Source organism: Pseudomonas sp. 8 R 14, assembly GCF_900005955.1.
Lineage (GTDB): Bacteria > Pseudomonadota > Gammaproteobacteria > Pseudomonadales > Pseudomonadaceae > Aquipseudomonas > Aquipseudomonas marginalis.
On record NZ_CVTH01000075.1, the window covers coordinates 12,332 to 31,624 of the forward strand.

Below are 19,293 nucleotides of genomic sequence, written 5' to 3' on the forward strand. Positions count from 1 at the left end.
GCATTTCGCCATCATTTACCTAAAGATCGCCGACAAACGGCCGATTCATCAGAGTCCGGCCAGGTTTTTCCTGAGCACACAGGGTCAGCCTGAGCGTTCCGGACAAGGACGCACTGTAAAGTCGCGAACTCCCATTCCGTGATGGCCATTTGATACTTTTCAGCCATCCTCCCAGGCACATGGCGCACAATGACTTCTAAAAATAACCCAGCCACCGTGGTATCCGATGTGTTGCTCCCAGCTCCTGCGGACAAGCCCTCAGGTTCAAAGTCATTGAGCACCGCCCGCCCGCTGGCTACCCAGCAATACCTGTACTTCACCGAAACCAATACCGACCGCATCCTCGATAACCTCGACGGCCTGCGCGACATGGTGTTCCCGCGCCCGCCTCACCTGGAAGGCGACAGCGAGCAGCACAGCGAGCAGGAATTCCCCTCGGTGTGCCTGATCGGCCTGGGCCGCTGCGGTTCGAACATCGCGCTGGACGTGGCGGAGCTGGTGTACAACGCGCGCAAGTTCTACCTCAACGAATTCAGCACCGAAGACAAATCCTTGGATAAGGGTTACAGCCCGGCCCAGTGGATTCGCAACAACCTGCGCCTGGGCGGCGGCAAGGCCAGCAAGCCGGTGTTCCTGGTGGAACCGCTGGTGATGCTCGGCGACCTGGACAAGGACATCGCCGGGCGTATCCGTTTCTCGCGCAAGGGCGAAAAAAGCGGCTTTCTGCGCGACTACAGCAAGATGAAAATCATGGACCTTTCCGAAGTCCATGCCGGTGGCGCCGGTAACGCGCCGATCCTCGGCCAGTACCTGGCCAAGATCATCCTCAACAAAGACACCCAGCGCTTTTCCAGCCCCGACTGGAAGATGATCCACTCGTACCTGATCGACTCCTGCGGCATCAAGGCCAACCAGTCGCGCCTGTACTTCTCGATCTTCAGCGCCGGCGGCGGTACCGGTTCGGGCATGGCCTCGGAATTCGGCCTGGCGCAGCAGCATTCGTACATGAACAAGACGTTCGACACCAAGCCCGCCGACGAGCACGACAGCAAGAGCGGTCACGCCTTCGTGTTCGAGCCGATCTTCACCAGCGGTATTTGCGTGCTGCCGAACATCTCCGACCACCGCAGCGAAATGTCCGAGGCGCTGCACATCAACGCCGGGCGACTGCTGTGCAAGTACCTGTCGGAAGAATGGGACTTCTCGTACAACTTCGACAATGAAGACAGCAGCGAAGCCAGCGTAAAGGGGCGTATCCGGCCGTGGAACGCGATGATGCTGATCTCCAACGACATCATGCGTTACGCCGAAGAGAGCGATGACGGCAATATCCAGAACATTGACGTCAATGCCATGGAAAAACACGCCAACCAGTACATTTCCCAGCAGATCTTCAACATCCTCACCGCCCAGGCCGTGACCACCGACTACGACCAGAACTACTTCCGTCGCGCCGGCATCGACATCGGCGAAACCATCCGCCTGGACGCCAATGATCTGTTCATGAGCCTGGCCGGGCCGGTGGCGATTGCCTACGCCGAATCCGTCGTACCGGAAACCCCGGCGCCGTCCAATGACAAGTTCAAAGTCTTCGAGAAAGAGCCCCAGCGCCTGAACATCGACGACCTGTTCTTCCGCTCCATCGACCTGCCGCATTTCAACAAGGTCACCCAGGCCATCGAAGGCATCAGCCTGTTGCCGATCGAGTCCAAGCGCTACAAGGCGTCCCTGGAGCAATACAAGAACTCCGGCTACGATGCTGCGGCGCTGCATGACCTGCACTTCTTCAAGAACTGCTCGTCGGTGGTGTCGATCGTCTCGCTGCCCAAGGACTACAAGCTGTCCTACATGGACCTGAACCGGCTCAAGACGCACCTCAACAGCCTGTTCCCCAACACCACCCTCAAGCGCTATGCCCTGGTGATCGGCGCGTCGGCCAACCTGTCGCTGACCACCCTGATCGCCAAGAGCCCGTGCCTGTCGGATGACTTCCTGACGCTGATCGTGGCTTTCATCAAGCGTTGCTTTGCGCGTAACCCGTACCGCTTCGACGACACCCTGGATAACTCGATCCTGGATTTCATCATCCACGAGGACTTCGACGAAGACCGCATCGACGAGCTGCTCAACGAGTTTGAAAACCCGGCGAAGATCCTCGATACCAACTGGTACGCGATCAAGCCGATGTATGAGAAGAAGTACCGCGAGTTGATCAACGACAAAGAGAAGTTCGTGTCGATCAATGACATTCGCCTGTCACGGGATTGTGTGAAGAAGGCGATCAAGTACCTGCGCGAGATTTATCGTCACAGGATCGGCAAGACCAAGGTTATCTCGTTGAACAACCATACCGGCAAGACCGGCTGACTTGAGGGGATGCCATCGCGGGCAGGCCCGCGATGGCGCTTTCAGTGACGACCAGATTCCACCTCATTGGCACACCCGGAAACAATTCCCCAGGCTTTCGGCGCGGCCTGAAACTGTTCCCGTGACGTGCACGTCACCCTTGGCTGTGACCTTTCTCCACGGCAAGATGCCATCACGCTGACAGCGGTTACTCCACTACACACTTCTTCGCGCGAAAAACACGCACCTTTTTCGTGCAGGCTTTTCTTACCCTGCCCTTTCCTGGATCAGAATCCACGGGGAAACCACCACCGCCCATAAGCTCGGATCGCGCTCCACCAGGTCCAATGCCCGCGGTGCAGACACTTCGCCAAGGCTGCCCGCGGCCAGCCAGGCAGCGACTTTGTCGCGATTGTCCTCGGCCATTCCCTCGGCGGCTTCGATCAAATCCAGGCTTGGGTCGACCCACAATAGGGCACCTTTGGCAAAGAACGGTTCAAGCTCTTTCCAGGAGATTTCGGCGGTTTCACCGAGCAGCTTGGCATAGAGGGTGCTAGGTTCTTGCGTCATGGGAGTTCACCTGAAGAAAAAATCGGCGCAATCATAACGTCACGCCTCAGGCAGAAAAACCCAGTTGCAAATGCGTTATCGATTGAAAGGGTCAGGAAAGCCAAGGAATGCGCGAGAGTCAGGCATTACCCCCGCCGCAATTCTGTCTTTTTCTTTCATTTAAGCGACACCCCCGGGGTTTGCCCCCGGCAGCCAGCTTTTCAAGCGATCAACCGGCGCTCTACACTGTACCGGTACAGTTGCCAGGCGGTTGCCGGGGGGATATCCGAGATATCCGATCCGGTTCAGCAGCTCACAAGGCCGCCAGAACTATAAAAAATACAACAGTAAGAGTGGAGCACTATGAATAAGGCTACTAAGCAGATTTCCAAACTGTTTGCCGCTATGGTCCTGGCTGGGGTTGCCGGCCATTCGTTCGCAGCCGACACCATCAAGATCGGCATCGCCGGTCCAAAGACTGGTCCTGTAACGCAATACGGCGACATGCAATTCATGGGTGCCAAGCAGGCCATCGCCGACATCAACGCCAAGGGCGGCGTCGACGGCAAGATGCTCGAAGCCAAGGAATACGACGACGCCTGCGATCCTAAACAAGCCGTGGCCGTAGCCAACAAAGTGGTCAACGACGGCGTCAAGTTCGTGGTCGGTCACCTCTGCTCCAGCTCCACTCAGCCAGCGTCCGACATTTATGAAGACGAAGGCGTGATCATGATTACCCCGGCAGCCACCAGCCCGGAAATCACCGCCCGTGGCTACAAGCTGATCTTCCGCACCATCGGCCTGGACAGCGCCCAGGGCCCGGCAGCCGGCAACTACATCGCTGACCACGTGAAGCCGAAAATCGTTGCCGTCCTGCATGACAAGCAGCAATACGGCGAAGGCATCGCCACCGCCGTCAAACAGACCCTAGAGAAGAAAGGCACCAAGGTTGCCGTCTTCGAAGGCCTGAACGCCGGCGACAAAGACTTCTCCTCGATCATCCAGAAGCTCAAGCAAGCCAACGTCGACTTCGTCTACTACGGCGGCTACCACCCGGAGCTGGGCCTGATCCTGCGCCAAGCCAAGGAAAAAGGCCTGAACGCCAAGTTCATGGGTCCGGAAGGTGTCGGCAACGACTCCATTTCGCAAATCGCCCAGGGCGCTTCCGAAGGCCTGCTGGTGACCTTGCCTAAATCCTTCGATACCGACCCGGCCAACAAGGCCATCGTTGAAGAGTTCGCCAAGAACAAGCAGGACCCAACCGGTCCGTTCGTGTTCCCGGCCTACTCGGCCATTGAAGTCATCGCCGGCGGCATCAAGGCCGCCAAGAGCGAAGACACCGCAAAAGTGGCCGAAGCCATCCACGCGGGCACCTTCAAGACCCCTACAGGCGAGCTGAGCTTCGACGCCAAGGGCGACCTGAAGGACTTCAAGTTCGTGGTCTACGAATGGCACTTCGGCAAACCAAAAACCGAAGTTTCCCCTCAGTAAGCCAGGCGTTACTGGTCCAACAAGCCCACTGTGAGAGCAGTGGGCTTTGTTTTACGAGGTTTATGGGCCTGTCACCCGCGATCCGGGCGCTGGCTCACCTGAAAATCTTAAAACCGTCACCAGCGGTTCGCTGGCAAACGCTTTGTGCAGATGTGCTCACAGAACACAGCACGGGGCCGGAACATGACTCCACCAGTGAAATGCGTATCGGGTTTTTAGGAGCGCTGTAATGCCTGAGATCTATCATTTTTTCCAACAGCTGGTTAATGGGCTGACCATTGGCAGCACCTATGCCTTGATAGCCATTGGCTACACAATGGTTTACGGCATCATTGGAATGATCAACTTCGCCCATGGCGAGGTATACATGATTGGTTCCTACGTGGCTTTCATTGCCCTCGCCGGGCTGGCCATGATGGGTATCCACTCCCTGCCGCTGTTGATGACCGCCGCGTTCCTGGCGTCGATCGTCGTAACCAGTGCCTATGGCTACAGTATCGAGCGCGTTGCCTACCGTCCCTTGCGTGGCAGCAACCGTTTGATCCCGCTGATTTCCGCCATCGGCATGTCGATTTTCCTGCAGAACACCGTATTGCTGTCCCAGGATTCCAAGGATAAATCCATCCCCAACCTGATCCCGGGGAGCTTCTCCTTCGGTCCGGGCGGTGCGGAAGAAGTGCTGATTTCCTACATGCAGATCCTGGTCTTCGTCGTCACCCTGGTGGCCATGCTGGGCCTTACCCTGTTCATCTCCCGCTCCCGTCTGGGGCGCGCCTGCCGGGCCTGCGCCGAAGACATCAAGATGGCCAACCTGTTGGGCATCAATACCAACAACATCATCGCCCTGACCTTCGTGATCGGTGCCGCGCTGGCAGCCGTCGCGGCGGTACTGCTGAGCATGCAGTACGGCGTGATCAACCCCAACGCCGGTTTCCTGGTAGGCCTCAAGGCCTTTACCGCAGCGGTATTGGGCGGCATCGGCAGTATCCCGGGCGCGATGCTCGGCGGCCTGGTGCTGGGGGTGGCCGAAGCGTTTGGTGCCGATATTTTCGGCGACCAATACAAGGACGTCGTCGCGTTCGGCCTGTTGGTCCTGGTGCTGTTGTTCCGTCCGACCGGCATCCTGGGCCGTCCGGAGGTTGAGAAAGTATGAGCAGATATCTTAAATCGGCGTTTTTCAGCGCCTTGCTGGTGTGGGCGGTGGCCTTCCCGGTACTCGGTCTCAAGCTGAGCATTGTCGGCATCAACCTGGAAGTGCATGGCACCGGCCCCGTGACGCTGACCATCATCGCCCTGTGTTCGGTGCTGATGTTCCTGCGCGTGCTGTTCACCCAGCAGGTCGGCGCCCTGTTCAAGCGCAACCGTGGCCCGCTGGTCTCGCCCAAGGTCAGCCAATTCCTGACCCTGCCACGCACTCAGCGCTACATCATCATCGGCCTGATCGTGGCCGCGTTGATCTGGCCATTCTTCGGCTCGCGCGGTGCGGTCGACATTGCCACCCTGATCCTGATCTACGTGTTGCTGGGCCTGGGCCTGAACATCGTGGTGGGCCTGGCCGGCCTGCTCGACCTGGGTTATGTGGGCTTCTACGCCGTGGGTGCCTACACCTACGCGCTGCTGTCGCACTACCTGGGCTGGAGCTTCTGGATCTGCCTGCCGCTGGCCGGCATGGCGGCGGCCACGTTCGGCTTCCTGCTGGGCTTCCCGGTATTGCGCCTGCGTGGTGACTACCTGGCCATCGTGACCCTGGGCTTCGGGGAAATCATCCGTCTGTTCCTGCGTAACCTGACCGACATCACCGGTGGCCCCAACGGCATCAGCAGCATCCCCAAGCCGACGTTCTTCGGGCTGTCGTTCGACCGCACCGCTGCCGAAGGCATGCAGACGTTCCACGAGTACTTCGGGATCGACTACAACCCGGTGAGCAAAGTGGTGTTCCTGTACCTGGTGGCGCTGTTGCTGGCGCTGGCGGCACTGTTCGTGATCAACCGCTTGCTGCGCATGCCTATCGGCCGTGCCTGGGAAGCGTTGCGCGAAGATGAAATCGCCTGCCGTGCCCTGGGCCTGAACCCGACCATCATCAAGCTCTCCGCCTTCACCCTGGGTGCCGCGTTCGCCGGTTTTGCCGGCAGCTTCTTCGCCGCTCGCCAAGGCCTGGTGACCCCGGAGTCGTTCACCTTCATCGAGTCGGCGATCATCCTCGCCATCGTGGTGTTGGGTGGCATGGGCTCGCAGCTGGGCGTGATCCTGGCGGCGATCGTGATGATCCTGCTGCCGGAAATGATGCGTGAGTTCAGCGAATACCGCATGTTGATGTTCGGCGCCATGATGGTGCTGATGATGATCTGGCGACCTCAAGGCCTGCTGCCCATGCAACGTCCACACATGGAGCTGCGCAAATGAGCCGCGAGATCCTGAAAGTCGAAAACTTGAGCATGCGCTTCGGCGGCTTGCTGGCGGTCAACGGCGTCGCCCTGACCGTGAAAGAGAAACAGGTGGTTGCGCTGATCGGCCCCAACGGCGCCGGCAAGACCACGGTGTTCAACTGCCTCACCGGTTTCTACAAGCCGAGTGGCGGCAGCATCCTGCTGGACGGCCAGCCGATCCAGGGCCTGGCCGGTCACGAGATCGCCCGCAAGGGCGTGGTGCGCACCTTCCAGAACGTACGGCTGTTCAAGGACATGACGGCGGTCGAGAACCTGCTGATCGCCCAGCATCGTCACCTGAACACCAACTTCTTTGCGGGCCTGTTCAAGACCCCGGCGTTCCGCAAGAGCGAGCGCGAGGCCATGGAGTACGCTGCGTACTGGCTGGACAAGGTCAACCTCACCGAGTTCGCCAACCGCCCTGCCGGCACCCTGGCCTATGGTCAGCAACGTCGCCTGGAAATCGCCCGCTGCATGATGACCCGCCCGCGGATCCTGATGCTCGACGAACCGGCCGCCGGCCTGAACCCCAAGGAAACCGAAGACCTCAAGGCGCTGATCGGCGTGTTGCGTGAGGAAAACAACGCCACGGTGCTGTTGATCGAACACGACATGAAACTGGTCATGAGCATTTCCGACCATATCGTGGTGATCAACCAGGGCACGCCGCTGGCGGACGGGACGCCGGAGCAGATCCGTGACAATCCTGAAGTGATCAAAGCCTATCTGGGGGAAGCGTAAAATGCTGCAATTCGAAAACGTTTCCACTTTCTACGGCAAGATCCAGGCCCTGCACAGCGTCAACGTGGAAGTGCGCCAGGGTGAGATCGTCACGCTGATCGGCGCCAACGGCGCCGGCAAGTCGACCTTGCTGATGACCTTGTGCGGCTCGCCGCAGGCCCACAGCGGCAGCATCCGCTACATGGGTGAAGAGCTGGTGGGCCAGCAGTCGTCGCACATCATGCGCAAGAGCATTGCCGTGGTGCCGGAAGGCCGGCGGGTATTCTCGCGCCTGACCGTGGAAGAAAACCTGGCCATGGGCGGGTTCTTCACCGACAAGGGCGACTACCAGGAGCAAATGGACAAGGTGCTGCACCTGTTCCCTCGCCTCAAGGAGCGCTTCAGCCAGCGCGGCGGCACCATGTCCGGCGGCGAGCAGCAAATGCTCGCCATCGGCCGGGCGCTGATGAGCAAGCCCAAGCTGTTGCTGTTGGACGAACCCTCCCTGGGCCTGGCACCGATCATCATCCAGCAGATCTTCGACATCATCGAACAGCTGCGCAAGGACGGTGTAACGGTGTTCCTCGTGGAGCAGAACGCCAACCAGGCGCTGAAGATCGCTGACCGTGCCTATGTGCTGGAAAACGGCCGGGTGGTGATGCAGGGCACTGGCGAGCAGCTGCTGACCGATCCGAAGGTACGTGAGGCGTACCTGGGCGGCTAAGAGACGGTTGCTGGATAAGCCGGATCTCATGTGGGAGGAAGCAAGTTCCCTCCCACATTTTTTTGCATTGTTTGAAATTATTTCGTCTGACCTTGTAACGAACATCCCCCTCCCGCCTCTAGTGGTGCAAGCAGGCATTCAAGCCTGCTCTTCAACCTACTGCTGGAGATCCACCATGACCACCAAACTGTCCGCCGCTAGCCTCGTCCTCGCCCTGAGTTCGGCCTTGAGCCTGTCCGCCCTGACCACCACCGCCCACGCTGCCGACGACATGCAGAAATGCTTCGGCGTCGCTGAAGCCGGCAAGAACGATTGCGCCGCCGGTGCCGGCACGTCCTGCGCCGGCACCTCGAAGACCAAGGATCAGGCCAACGCCTGGAAACTGGTCCCGGCCGGCACCTGCACCCAAACCCCAAGTTCCACCTCGCCGACCGGCTTCGGCCAGGAAGCCGCCTTCACCGCCAAGTCCTGACCCCTGCCTGGCCTGAGTACGGATGATGACGCTTTCACTCCTACCCGCAGTCTCACCGATTCAGATGCCCGGGCTCCCCTATCGGACCGGGCTGGGGCTGAAGCACGAGCACTTCAATGAAGTGCTCGATACTTCGCCCGACATCGGTTTTTTTGAAGTGCACGCCGAAAACTACATGGTGGCCGGCGGCCCGTTTCATCACTACCTGGGGTTGATTCGCGAACGTTACCCCCTGTCGTTGCACGGCGTGGGCCTGTCCATCGGTGGCGAAGGCCCGCTCAACCGTGAGCACCTGGGACGCTTGGCCGCACTGATCGAACGCTACCAACCCCACTCATTTTCGGAACACCTGGCCTGGTCCAGCCACGGCCCGGTGTTCCTCAACGACCTGCTGCCCCTGGCTTATGACGCCACCACCTTGAGTCGAGTGTGCGAGCACGTCGACCAGGTACAGAGCACCCTCAAGCGGCCGATGCTGCTGGAGAATCCATCGACCTACCTGCAGTTCCAGCGCTCGACCCTGGACGAGACCGACTTCATCAGCGAGATCATCCGCCGCACCGGCTGCGGCCTGCTGCTGGACGTGAACAACGTCTACGTGTCGTGCATCAACCACCAGCGCGACCCTCTGGCCTACATCCACGCCCTACCATTGCGCGCCGTGGGTGAGATTCATCTGGCCGGCTTCGCCGAAGACACCGACAGCCTGGGCGATCGCCTGTTGATCGATGACCACGGCGCGCCCATCGATAACGCAGTGTGGCTGCTGTACGAACACGTACTCGCGCTGACGGGCCCGGTCGCAACCCTGATCGAGCGCGACAACCAAGTGCCGGCCTTCAGCGTGCTATGCGCAGAAGCCCAGCAGGCTGAACGGTACTTATCGCAGGTCCACCCATGAGCCTTCACGACGCCTTTTCCAGCGCCTTGCTAGCGCCCGGCCAACCTTGCCCCGACGGCCTGTTCAGCAGCAACGGGGCCGACCCGGCCAGTCGTTTTGCGGTGTATCGCAACAATGTTCACAGTTCGTTGATCAATGTGCTGGCAACGGCTTTTCCCGTAACGGCGCAATTGGTCGGCGATGAATTTTTCCGCGCCATGGCCGGCATTTTCGTCCAGGCATCCCCGCCCGCCAGCCCGCTGATCAGCGAGTACGGCGGCACATTCGCCGACTTTATCCAAGGTTTTGAACCGGCCGCCAGCGTGCCCTACCTGGCCGATGTCGCCCGGTTGGAACGCTTGCGGGTTCGCGCTTATCACGCAGCTGATACAGCCGTGGTGGATCCGCAAGCCGTTCTGCAGCAACTGCAAGCCCACACGAAGCCGGGGGCGCTGCATCTGCAACTGCACCCGTGCGTTGGCACATTGAACTCCGCCTACGCAGTGGTTGCGGTATGGGCGGCCCACCAGACCGAGGGCGCCCTGGTCACTCTCGATCCCTGGCATGCCCAAGGCGCGCTGGTGTTGCGCCAAGGGTTGAGCGTCAAGGTCTTCGCCATCGACGGCGGCTCGGTCGCCTTTATCAATAGCCTGAAACAAGGCTCGGCACTGGAAATGGCCGTCGCCAATGCCCTCGAGGCCAGCGCCGAGTTCGACCTGTACCAATGCCTCACGCTGCTGATCAACCACGAAGCACTCACTCATCTGCTCCCAGAACAACAGGTATCACCATGAACACTTCCGCTTCGTGTCTGATCAAGCAGGCCATCGCGCTTTTCGAGAAAATTCCTTACAGCCTGATCGCGTTTATTGCGCGCTTCTCCATTGCGGCAGTGTTCTGGAAGTCCGGGCAAACCAAGGTCGAAGGCCTTGCCATTGACCTGATCAACGGCACGTTCGAATTCGGTACCCCCAAACTCGCCGCCTCGACATTGCCGCTGTTTCGCAGTGAATACCACGTGCCGTTGCTGTCGCCGGAAGTCGCCGCGCACATGGCGGCGTTTGCCGAGCACTTTTTCCCGGTGCTGATCCTGGTGGGCCTGGCCACGCGCTTCTCAGCCCTGGCCTTGATCGGCATGACCCTGGTCATTCAGTTGTTCGTGTACCCGGACGCCTACCCCACCCACGGCACCTGGATGGCGCTGCTGTTGCTGTTGGTCGCCAAAGGCCCGGGCAGCCTGTCCATCGATCACCTGATCGCGCGCCGCTACCGTTAAAGCCGATCCAGTGCCTCGCCGCTGCGCTTGAACCAGTCCACCAGGTAGTCGGCCAATACTTGGGTACGTCTCGGCAGGCCGCCTTGATAAGGATGGACCAGGTACATCGGCATACTCCGCGTCTGGTAATCACGCAGTAGCCAACACAATCGGCCGTCAGCCAATTCCGTCGGCAGCACGTAGGACGGCAAGCGGGCGATACCGGCACCGACCAGGGCAGCCTTCTTCAGCAAGTTGTAATGGTTGGAGGCAAAGGTGCCGCTCACCCTCACCCGCAACAACTCGTGCTGCTGGTGATACAGCCATTCCTCGCGACCGCTGTAGTGGCTGTTGAGTAAACAGGTGTGCGCCGCAAGATCCCCAGGGGTCAGTGGCTCGCCATGTTGCTCCAGGTAAGCGGGACTGGCACAGGTCATCTCGTGCCAGGCCAGCAGCGGCCTGGCCACCAGACGCTCGTTTTCAATCGACCCCGAACGCACCCCCAGGTCAAAGCCGTCTCGCGCCAGGTCTCGGTAGCTGTTGTTGAGCTCCAGCTCGATCTGCACCTGGGGATACTGCTTGGAAAACTCCAGCAACAAACCATCGAAGAAGGTTTCCCCTAATGAAACCGGAACTGTCATGCGCACCGGCCCGGCCAAATCGTCCTTGAGACGCGCCAATGCCTGACGGGCGCGATCCACCTGCACCACCAGCGCTTGCGCCTGGGGCAACAGCGCCGCACCGGCGGCGGTCAGGCTGAGCCTGCGTGTGGTGCGGTGCAGCAAGACCACGCTGAACTGTGCCTCCAAATGGCTGATGCGCTTGGACAGCTGGCCCTTGCTGCAACCCAGTTGCTCGGCCGCCACGGTAAAACTGCCGGCTTCAATCAGTACGGCAAAGGCCGCCAGGTCATCCATCTCGCTCATGGACTGTTTCCATTTGAAAACCAAAGGTTGCCTATTAGCACGTTTATCCGCTTAAAAAGCCACTCTAGACTTGATGCCTACCCCCCTACTGTAGGAGCGAGCTTGCTCGCGAAAATCGTCAACGATAACGCGCTCAGCCTGGTACACAGCGGCGCTTTTGCGTTTTTCGCGGGCAAGCCCGCTCCTACAGTTCCTGAGAAACCCAGAGGAACAGCACCATGAAAATCCTATTGATTGGCGCCAGTGGCACCGTCGGCTCGGCAGTCAAGGCCGAACTGGCCCAGCGTCACGAAGTGATCAGCATTGGCCGCAGCAGCGGCGACTTCCAGGTGGATATCAGCGACAGCACCTCGATCCGCAACCTGTTCGAGCAGACCGGCAAATTCGATGCACTTGTCTGCACTGCAGGCAACGTGAATTTCGTGGCGCTGGGGGATATGGGCGAAAGCGACTTTGAACTGGGCCTGCGTGACAAGCTGATGGGCCAGGTCAACCTACTGTTGATCGGCCGCGAGTATGCCAACGACGGCGCGTCGTTCACCTTCACCAGTGGCATTCTCAACCGTGACCCGATCCGTACTGGCGCTTCGGCTGCGCTGGTCAATGGCGCACTCGACGCGTTCATCAAAGCCGCGGCAATCGAATTGCCACGGGGGCTGCGCATCAACTCCGTGAGCCCGACCGTGCTGGTGGAGGCCATGGGCAGCTACGCACCGTACTTCCGTGGCTATAAACCGGTTCCGGGGGCCGATGTGGCATTGGCCTATGCAAAAAGCGTGGAAGGCTTACAGACCGGCCAGACATTTATTGTTGGCTGAATGTAACCATTGTAAGAATTGCCTGAAGCAGGGCTGCGGGGTTGTGATGCAACGCCAGCCTGCGTAACGTGGCGGCACTTGTCTGGAGACCCGATCATGCGTGCCGCCCGTACCCTCGCCCTGTTTGCCTTGCTTCCTGTGTTCGCCGCTTGCCAGATGTTCGAAAACGAGCCGACCAAGCCGTCTACCGCCGGGTTGACCCGCATGCAGGGCGAACTCACGGCGGTAGGTAGCAAGCTGCTGTTCCAGCCGTGCGACGATAAACGCAACTATGTCGTCAACGACACCAGTGGCACCAGCATCCTGCAGGAAGCGGCGTCCCTGGCCGGCCAGCAAGGGGCATTGTTTGCCGATTTGCGTGGCAAGTTCTCGGGCGTCGCCAGCGGCACCCAGGGCAGCGTCGACCTGCAACAACTCTATCGCGTAGAGCGCTCGACCTCTGCCTGCACCGACCCGGACTTCAAGCGCATGACCCTGCGGGCCAACGGCCACAAGCCAGCCTGGGCCATGAACGTCACCGCCAAGGGCATGGTGCTCGAGCGTGAAGGCCAGCCGCCACTGGCGGTGCCTTATGTCGAAGAGCAGATCGGCGACGGCCGCTTCAACCTGATGACCGAAGCCAACAACCAGCACATCGAACTGTGGGTCGCGCCGCAGCGCTGCATCGACAGTGTCAGCGGCAGCCTGCAACACATGACGGCGGAGTTGCGCGTCAACGGCCAGGTACAGCGCGGTTGCGCCGCGTTTGGTGGTTCCCGGGACGACTGATTCAGCGCTGCGCTGTTTTAACCTGACGGAAAACCGCCATTGGGGCTTATAATCGCCGGTTTGCAAAACAGCCGGCCTCTTTGTCCGCCGCCTACCGGATCCCGTCATGTTACGAATCACCGAACTCAAGCTGCCCATCGACCATCCCGAAGAAGACCTGCGGCCTGCCATTGTGCAGCGCCTGGGCATCGCCAGTGATGACCTGCTCGATTTCACCCTGTTCAAACGCAGCTACGACGCGCGCAAGAAGTCGTCGGAGCTGTGCTTCATCTACACCATCGACCTCAATGTGAAGGGTGAGGCCGCCCTGCTGCTCAAGTTCGCCGATGACCGCAACGTCAACCCCGCGCCGGACGTCAGCTACAAGGTCGTGGGCCAGGCCCCGGAAGGCTTGGTCGAACGGCCTGTGGTCGTCGGTTTTGGCCCGTGCGGTATCTTCGCCGGACTGTTGCTGGCGCAGATGGGCTTCAAGCCGATCATCCTCGAACGCGGTAAGGAAGTACGCCAGCGCACCAAGGACACCTGGGGCCTGTGGCGCAAAAGCGTGCTCAACCCCGAGTCCAACGTGCAGTTCGGTGAAGGCGGCGCCGGGACCTTCTCCGACGGCAAGCTCTACAGTCAGATCAAGGACCCGAAATTCCACGGCCGCAAAGTCCTGCACGAGTTCGTCAAGGCCGGCGCGCCGGAAGAAATCCTCTACGTCAGCAAACCCCACATCGGTACCTTCCGCCTGACCGGCGTGGTGGAAAACATGCGCGAGCAGATCATCGCCCTGGGCGGTGAAGTGCGTTTCGAGCAACGGGTGACCGACGTGCTGATCGAAGACGGCCAGTTGAATGGCGTGGTCATCGACGGTGGTGAGCAGATCCTCTCCAGGCATGTGATCCTGGCCCTCGGCCACAGCGCCCGCGACACCTTCCGCATGCTCCACGGCCGTGGCGTCTACATGGAAGCCAAACCGTTCTCGGTGGGGTTCCGGATCGAACACCCGCAATCGCTGATCGACGCCGCGCGCCTGGGCAAATATGCCGGGCACCCGAAGCTGGGCGCCGCCGACTACAAGCTGGTGCACCACGCCAAGAACGGCCGTTCGGTCTACAGCTTCTGCATGTGCCCGGGTGGCACCGTGGTGGCAGCGACCTCCGAGCCGAACCGTGTGGTGACCAACGGCATGAGCCAGTACTCGCGTAACGAGCGCAATGCCAACTCCGGCATCGTCGTCGGCATCACGCCGGAAGTGGATTACCCAGGCGGCCCGCTGGCGGGTATCGAGTTGCAGGAGCGCCTGGAGTCCCACGCCTACATCCTCGGCGGCAGCAACTACGAGGCTCCGGCACAGTTGGTCGGCGACTTTATCGCTGGCAAGCCGTCCACGGCGATCGGCAGTGTGGAACCGTCCTACAAGCCAGGGGTGGCCCTGGGTGACCTGGCCCTGGCCTTGCCGGACTTCGCCATCGAAGCGATCCGCGAAGCACTGCCGGCGTTCGAGAAGCAGATCAAGGGCTATTCGCTGCACGATGCCGTATTGACCGGTATCGAGACGCGCACCTCGTCGCCGCTGCGGATTACCCGTGACGAATCGATGCAGAGCCTGAACGTGAAAGGCCTGTTCCCGGCCGGTGAAGGCGCTGGGTATGCGGGTGGGATTCTGTCGGCCGGTGTCGACGGGATTCGGATTGCCGAGGCGTTGGCGCGGGATATGCTCGGCATCGAGGCCTGAGAACAGCGCAAATTAAATGTGGGAGGCGGCTTGCCCCCTCCCACATTTGGTTTGCATCGGATCAGATATTTGCGCGCAGGATGCTGGCGGGTAATGGCTCGCCCTGCTCCACACTGGCCGCCACGGCCGCGATCAACCCCTCGAGCGCATAGCCCTGCCCCGCCAACCACGCCTGGTCGTAATAGGTCGTTGCATACCGCTCGCCCCCATCACACAAGATCGCCACGATCGAACCTGAATCCCCCATCGCTTTCATCTGCTGCGCCGCCATTAATGCGCCAATCAGGTTGGTCCCGCTGGAACCGCCGACTCGCCGCCCCAGGCGCTCAGCCAGGTAATGCATGGCCGCCAGCGACAGCGCATCCGGCACCTTGACCATCGCATCAATCACCTTGGGCAAAAACGACGCCTCGACCCGTGGCCGGCCAATGCCTTCGATCCGCGAACCACAGTCCAGGCGCAGGCTGGCGTCACCGCTCTGGTAGAAATCGAAAAACACCGAGCGCTCGGCATCGGCACACAACACGCGGGTACAGTGCTGGCGATAACGCACATAACGACCCAGGGTGGCGGTGGTGCCGCCGGTACCGGGGCTGGAAATCAACCAGCTCGGTTCCGGGTGCCGCTCAAAGCGCATCTGCTGGAAGATCGACTCGGCGATGTTGTTGTTCGCCCGCCAGTCGGTGGCACGCTCGGCATAAGTGAACTGATCCATGAAATGACCGCCGCTTTCCTGGGCCAGGCGTTCGGACTCGGCGTAGATCTGCGTGGGATCCTGTACCAGATGGCTTTTGCCGCCGTAGAAGGCAATCTGCGCGATCTTTTCCTGGGACGTCGTGGCGGGCATCACCGCAATGAACGGCAGCCCGAGCAGCCGGGCAAAATACGCTTCGGAAATCGCCGTCGAGCCGCTGGATGCTTCAATCACCGGCGCGCCTGGCTTGAGCCAGCCATTGCACAGCGCATACAGGAACAGCGAACGGGCCAGCCGATGTTTCAGGCTGCCGGTGGGGTGGCTGGATTCATCCTTGAAGTACAACTCGATGCCCGGCAGGCCCGGCAGCGGTAACGGAATCAGATGCGTGTCAGCACTGCGCTGGAAGTCCGCTTCGATGATGCGAATGGCTTCGCGGGCCCAGGGACGGTGGTCGCTCATAAGGAAGAACTCTAAGGATTTCAGCACCGATCTTAGGATGTTTCCTACACTGCACACAGATACAGTGACGACTCAATTGGACACACAATTGCTAGGCTTTGGCGCTACGCCACCCTACACCATCTCTTATAACAAATAAGAATATAACTTTTGTTTTAACAACTAACGGTACGGGTTAGGGTACCCACCTATTGAACCTGGATTGGAGAGCATCCCTTGCCTCTGCGTAGCACTTTTACCCGTTTCTTCCAGCTGGAAGCCGCCAGCGGCCTGTTGTTGATCGCCGCTGCCGCCTTGGCGCTGATCATCAACAACTCTCCGTTGTCGCACCTGTATGGCGCGTTTCTCGACGTGCCGGTGGTGGCCCAGATTGGCGCGCTGCAAATCGCCAAGCCCGCACTGCTGTGGATCAACGATGGCCTGATGGCCCTGTTCTTCCTGCTGATCGGCCTGGAGGTCAAGCGCGAGCTGCTTGACGGCCACCTGTCCAAGCCTTCGCAAGTGGTGCTGCCAGGCGCAGCCGCCATCGGCGGCATGGTCGTGCCGGCGCTGATCTACTGGGCAATCAACAAGGACTACCCCGCCGCCCTCTCCGGCTGGGCAATCCCGATGGCCACCGACATCGCCTTCGCGTTGGGCGTCCTGGCACTGCTGGGCAAGCGGGTGCCGGTGTCGTTGAAGCTGTTCCTGATGACCCTGGCCATCATCGACGACCTGGGCGCGATCATTGTTATTGCAGTGTTCTATTCCGCCGACCTGTCCGGTGCGGCCCTGGCCGGCGCGGGCGCCTGCCTGGTTGCCTTGATTGCAATGAACCGCCTGGGCGTGATCAAGCTCGGGCCCTACCTGATCATCGGCCTGATCCTGTGGGTGTGCGTACTCAAGAGCGGCGTGCACGCCACCCTGGCCGGCGTGACCCTGGCGTTCTGCATCCCGATGCGCACCAGGAATGCCGAGCCCTCGCCGCTGCTTACACTGGAACACGCCCTGCATCCATGGGTGGCCTACGGCATCCTGCCGCTGTTCGCCTTCGCCAACGCCGGGGTGTCACTCACCGGGGTCAGCCTGGAAAGCTTCACCCACCACGTGCCGATGGGCATTGCCGCCGGCCTGCTGATCGGCAAGACCGTCGGCGTGTTCGGCCTCACTTGGCTGGCCATCAAGACCGGCCTCGCAGCACTGCCCAGCGGCGCCAACTGGGGCCAGGTCTTCGGCGTGGCGATCCTGTGCGGCATCGGCTTCACCATGAGCCTGTTCGTCGGCTCCCTGGCGTTTGTGCCGGGTGCCAGCGAGTTTGCCGGGGAGGATCGAATGGGGATTCTGACCGGATCGATACTTGCGGCGTGTATCGGGTACGTGGTGACGGCGATGGCGAGTCGCAAAAAAGCCTGAGCCGACTGAAACGCAGCCCATAAAAAACCCCAACCGGTCACCCGGTTGGGGTTTTCTTTTGCCTGCTGCTTACCGGTCAGCGAGTAACGCGGCTGGTGCCATCAACGGTCATGATGCGGACGCGATCACCGATGCGGAAGATTTCATTTTCCTGCACGGCTTGCACGTAGGCACGCATGCTGCCGTCGTCTTCGCGAACGGTGATTTCCACGCCCTGGGTGCGGGTCAGGCCTTCTTCGGTGGCCGAGCCCAGCAGGCCGCCGGCAACGGCGCCGATCACGGCAGTCACGATACTGCCACGGCCACCGCCGATGGCGCTGCCGCCCACACCACCGATGACCGCGCCGGCAGCGCCGCCGATTGGGGTCTTGGTGCCTTCGATTTTTACCGGACGCAGGGATTCAATGGTGCCCATGCGAACGGTCTGTACACGACGCGCTTCGTCACGGGAGTACGAGTCGCCGGTCAGACTCGAGGCGCAGCCACCCAGCAGCAACGACAGCGTGGTAAAGCAGGCAACCAGTAAAACGGACTTACGCATAGCATCAACTCCAAAGGACAGGTATTCATTAGACGCTGCAGCTTGACGCCTGTCACGACAAGCCCGGCAGGAAATTGCTTTCATTCAGCCTCAGTACAGACTGCCCGTAGCCAAAATACCGACCAACGGTAGCACTCTCATCGTAACCAGGAACTTCATGGACTATTTCATCATTGTAGTCACTACCGTCGCCGGCCTGTACTTCCATGGTTGGTTGTACCTGCGTATCCGACGCTGGATAGACCGCGACCTGGCACTGTCCCTGGCGGGAGACGACCTGCACAAGCGTGCCTTTATGCTGCAACAACTGGAGCAGGCGCGGATCTCGAAGATCAAGCGAAGCGAGTTGCCGCAGTGGCTGACGAACGCCGCACAACAGTACACAGCCGAAACCTCTTCAACAGAGACTTCGGCGTGATCGACATCATTCCAGTGGGGTGACGAAAGGTGCCGCTCAGGGCGCCAGGCGCTCGCGGGTCCATTCGGTCCCTTGCAGGCGGTAGTTCAGGCGGTCATGCAGGCGGCTGGCGCGGCCTTGCCAGAACTCGATGCGCTCCGGCAGCAGGCGATAGCCACCCCAATGCTCGGGGCAGTCGGGCTGGGTATCGCTGAAACGCTGTTCGGTGGCCTTGAGCAGGTCCTGCAGTTCTTCACGGTCACGAATGACCTGGCTCTGCGGGGAAGCCCAGGCGCCTAAACGACTGCCCAGGGGGCGGACCTGATAATAAGCGTCGGACTCCTCAGGGGTGACCTTGACCACCCTTCCTTCAATACGCACCTGGCGCTCCAGGGTCGGCCAGAAGAACGTCATGGCCGCAAACGGCCGCGCCGCGAGCTGTTCGCCCTTGGCGCTCTGATAGTTGGTGAAGAAGGTAAAGCCCTGCGCATCCAGGCCCTTGAGCAGCAGGATGCGGCAGTGCGGGCGACCGTCCTGGTCGACCGTAGCCAGGGTCATGGCATTGGCTTCCACCGGTGGCTGCTCGGTTTTCACCGCATCGGCAAACCACTGGTGGAACAACGCAAACGGCTCGTTCGGGGCTTGGGCCTCGCTCAAACCGTCCCGTGTGTAGTCACGGCGCATATCGGCCAGTGCCTGGGTCATGCGGCTT

Annotated in this window: 20 protein-coding genes; 15 read left to right on the plus strand and 5 right to left on the minus strand. The window is 60.5% G+C overall.

Annotated elements, in window-relative coordinates:
- Positions 1-189: 189 nt before the first annotated feature.
- A complete protein-coding gene (locus BFQ01_RS18615) occupies positions 190-2,367 on the plus strand; it encodes a hypothetical protein (RefSeq protein ID WP_065926416.1) in 2,178 nt (725 codons plus the stop codon).
- Between the two features lie 246 nt (positions 2,368-2,613).
- On the opposite strand, the gene BFQ01_RS18620 is transcribed toward BFQ01_RS18615, so the two are convergent.
- Complete coding sequence (locus BFQ01_RS18620) at positions 2,614-2,916, minus strand: DUF2288 domain-containing protein (RefSeq protein WP_065926417.1); 303 nt, start codon at positions 2,914-2,916, stop codon at positions 2,614-2,616.
- Between the two features lie 342 nt (positions 2,917-3,258).
- On the opposite strand from BFQ01_RS18620, the gene BFQ01_RS18625 reads away from it, so the two are divergent.
- The 9 genes from BFQ01_RS18625 to BFQ01_RS18665 all read left to right on the plus strand — a co-directional run bounded on the left by BFQ01_RS18625 (position 3,259) and on the right by BFQ01_RS18665 (position 10,884).
- Positions 3,259-4,386 carry a branched-chain amino acid ABC transporter substrate-binding protein gene (locus BFQ01_RS18625; protein WP_027604422.1) on the plus strand — a complete coding sequence of 376 codons (1,128 nt, stop codon included), beginning with the start codon at positions 3,259-3,261 and terminating at the stop codon, positions 4,384-4,386.
- A gap of 229 nt (positions 4,387-4,615) precedes the next feature.
- Entirely contained in the window at positions 4,616-5,539 is a 924-nt protein-coding gene (gene livH, locus BFQ01_RS18630) for a high-affinity branched-chain amino acid ABC transporter permease LivH (protein ID WP_003172375.1), read from the plus strand.
- Positions 5,536-6,789, plus strand: a complete 1,254-nt coding sequence (locus tag BFQ01_RS18635; protein ID WP_027604423.1) for a high-affinity branched-chain amino acid ABC transporter permease LivM — start codon at positions 5,536-5,538, stop codon at positions 6,787-6,789. The genes livH and BFQ01_RS18635 overlap by 4 nt, the downstream gene beginning before the upstream one ends.
- Positions 6,786-7,553 carry a high-affinity branched-chain amino acid ABC transporter ATP-binding protein LivG gene (gene livG, locus BFQ01_RS18640; protein ID WP_027604424.1) on the plus strand — a complete coding sequence of 256 codons (768 nt, stop codon included), beginning with the start codon at positions 6,786-6,788 and terminating at the stop codon, positions 7,551-7,553. The genes BFQ01_RS18635 and livG overlap by 4 nt, the downstream gene beginning before the upstream one ends.
- Before the next feature lies 1 nt (position 7,554).
- Positions 7,555-8,256 (plus strand): ABC transporter ATP-binding protein, encoded by a 702-nt coding sequence (locus tag BFQ01_RS18645; RefSeq protein ID WP_017844798.1) that lies wholly within the window; start codon positions 7,555-7,557, stop codon positions 8,254-8,256.
- 175 nt (positions 8,257-8,431) lie between these two features.
- Positions 8,432-8,728 carry a BufA1 family periplasmic bufferin-type metallophore gene (locus BFQ01_RS18650; protein ID WP_027604425.1) on the plus strand — a complete coding sequence of 99 codons (297 nt, stop codon included), beginning with the start codon at positions 8,432-8,434 and terminating at the stop codon, positions 8,726-8,728.
- 22 nt (positions 8,729-8,750) lie between these two features.
- The gene (locus BFQ01_RS18655; RefSeq protein WP_065926418.1) at positions 8,751-9,629 is read left to right on the plus strand and encodes an MNIO family bufferin maturase; all 879 of its coding nucleotides are present in this window, start codon (positions 8,751-8,753) and stop codon (positions 9,627-9,629) included.
- A complete protein-coding gene (locus tag BFQ01_RS18660) occupies positions 9,626-10,402 on the plus strand; it encodes an HvfC/BufC N-terminal domain-containing protein (protein WP_065926419.1) in 777 nt (258 codons plus the stop codon). Before BFQ01_RS18655 ends, BFQ01_RS18660 begins: the two co-directional genes overlap by 4 nt.
- Entirely contained in the window at positions 10,399-10,884 is a 486-nt protein-coding gene (locus BFQ01_RS18665; protein WP_065926420.1) for a DoxX family protein, read from the plus strand. The genes BFQ01_RS18660 and BFQ01_RS18665 overlap by 4 nt, the downstream gene beginning before the upstream one ends.
- Here the strand turns inward: BFQ01_RS18665 and BFQ01_RS18670 are convergent.
- Positions 10,881-11,789, minus strand: a complete 909-nt coding sequence (locus BFQ01_RS18670; RefSeq protein ID WP_065926421.1) for a LysR family transcriptional regulator — start codon at positions 11,787-11,789, stop codon at positions 10,881-10,883. The two genes, BFQ01_RS18665 and BFQ01_RS18670, sit on opposite strands and share 4 nt — an antisense overlap.
- Before the next feature lie 218 nt (positions 11,790-12,007).
- On the opposite strand from BFQ01_RS18670, the gene BFQ01_RS18675 reads away from it, so the two are divergent.
- The 3 genes from BFQ01_RS18675 (at position 12,008) to BFQ01_RS18685 (ending at position 15,095) form a co-directional block, all read left to right on the plus strand.
- Positions 12,008-12,607, plus strand: a complete 600-nt coding sequence (locus tag BFQ01_RS18675) for a short chain dehydrogenase (protein ID WP_065926422.1) — start codon at positions 12,008-12,010, stop codon at positions 12,605-12,607.
- A 96-nt stretch (positions 12,608-12,703) separates the two neighbouring features.
- Positions 12,704-13,375: a COG3650 family protein gene (locus tag BFQ01_RS18680; protein WP_065926423.1), complete on the plus strand. Its 672-nt coding sequence runs from the start codon at positions 12,704-12,706 to the stop codon at positions 13,373-13,375.
- A 106-nt stretch (positions 13,376-13,481) separates the two neighbouring features.
- Entirely contained in the window at positions 13,482-15,095 is a 1,614-nt protein-coding gene (locus BFQ01_RS18685; protein WP_065926424.1) for an NAD(P)/FAD-dependent oxidoreductase, read from the plus strand.
- A 61-nt stretch (positions 15,096-15,156) separates the two neighbouring features.
- Here BFQ01_RS18685 and BFQ01_RS18690 read toward each other — a convergent pair whose 3' ends face one another.
- Positions 15,157-16,251, minus strand: a complete 1,095-nt coding sequence (locus BFQ01_RS18690; RefSeq protein ID WP_065926425.1) for a PLP-dependent cysteine synthase family protein — start codon at positions 16,249-16,251, stop codon at positions 15,157-15,159.
- Positions 16,252-16,467: 216 nt separating this feature from the next.
- On the opposite strand from BFQ01_RS18690, the gene nhaA reads away from it, so the two are divergent.
- The gene (gene nhaA / locus BFQ01_RS18695; RefSeq protein ID WP_065926426.1) at positions 16,468-17,643 is read left to right on the plus strand and encodes a Na+/H+ antiporter NhaA; all 1,176 of its coding nucleotides are present in this window, start codon (positions 16,468-16,470) and stop codon (positions 17,641-17,643) included.
- A 76-nt stretch (positions 17,644-17,719) separates the two neighbouring features.
- On the opposite strand, the gene BFQ01_RS18700 is transcribed toward nhaA, so the two are convergent.
- On the minus strand, positions 17,720-18,184 hold the full coding sequence (locus BFQ01_RS18700; RefSeq protein ID WP_003189251.1) for a glycine zipper 2TM domain-containing protein: 465 nt from the start codon (positions 18,182-18,184) through the stop codon (positions 17,720-17,722).
- Positions 18,185-18,341: 157 nt separating this feature from the next.
- Between BFQ01_RS18700 and BFQ01_RS18705 the strand changes: the two genes are divergently transcribed.
- Positions 18,342-18,602 (plus strand): hypothetical protein, encoded by a 261-nt coding sequence (locus tag BFQ01_RS18705; protein WP_065926427.1) that lies wholly within the window; start codon positions 18,342-18,344, stop codon positions 18,600-18,602.
- Positions 18,603-18,638: 36 nt separating this feature from the next.
- On the opposite strand, the gene pdxH is transcribed toward BFQ01_RS18705, so the two are convergent.
- A complete protein-coding gene (gene pdxH / locus BFQ01_RS18710; RefSeq protein ID WP_027604436.1) occupies positions 18,639-19,286 on the minus strand; it encodes a pyridoxamine 5'-phosphate oxidase in 648 nt (215 codons plus the stop codon).
- Between the last annotated feature and the right edge of the window lie 7 nt (positions 19,287-19,293).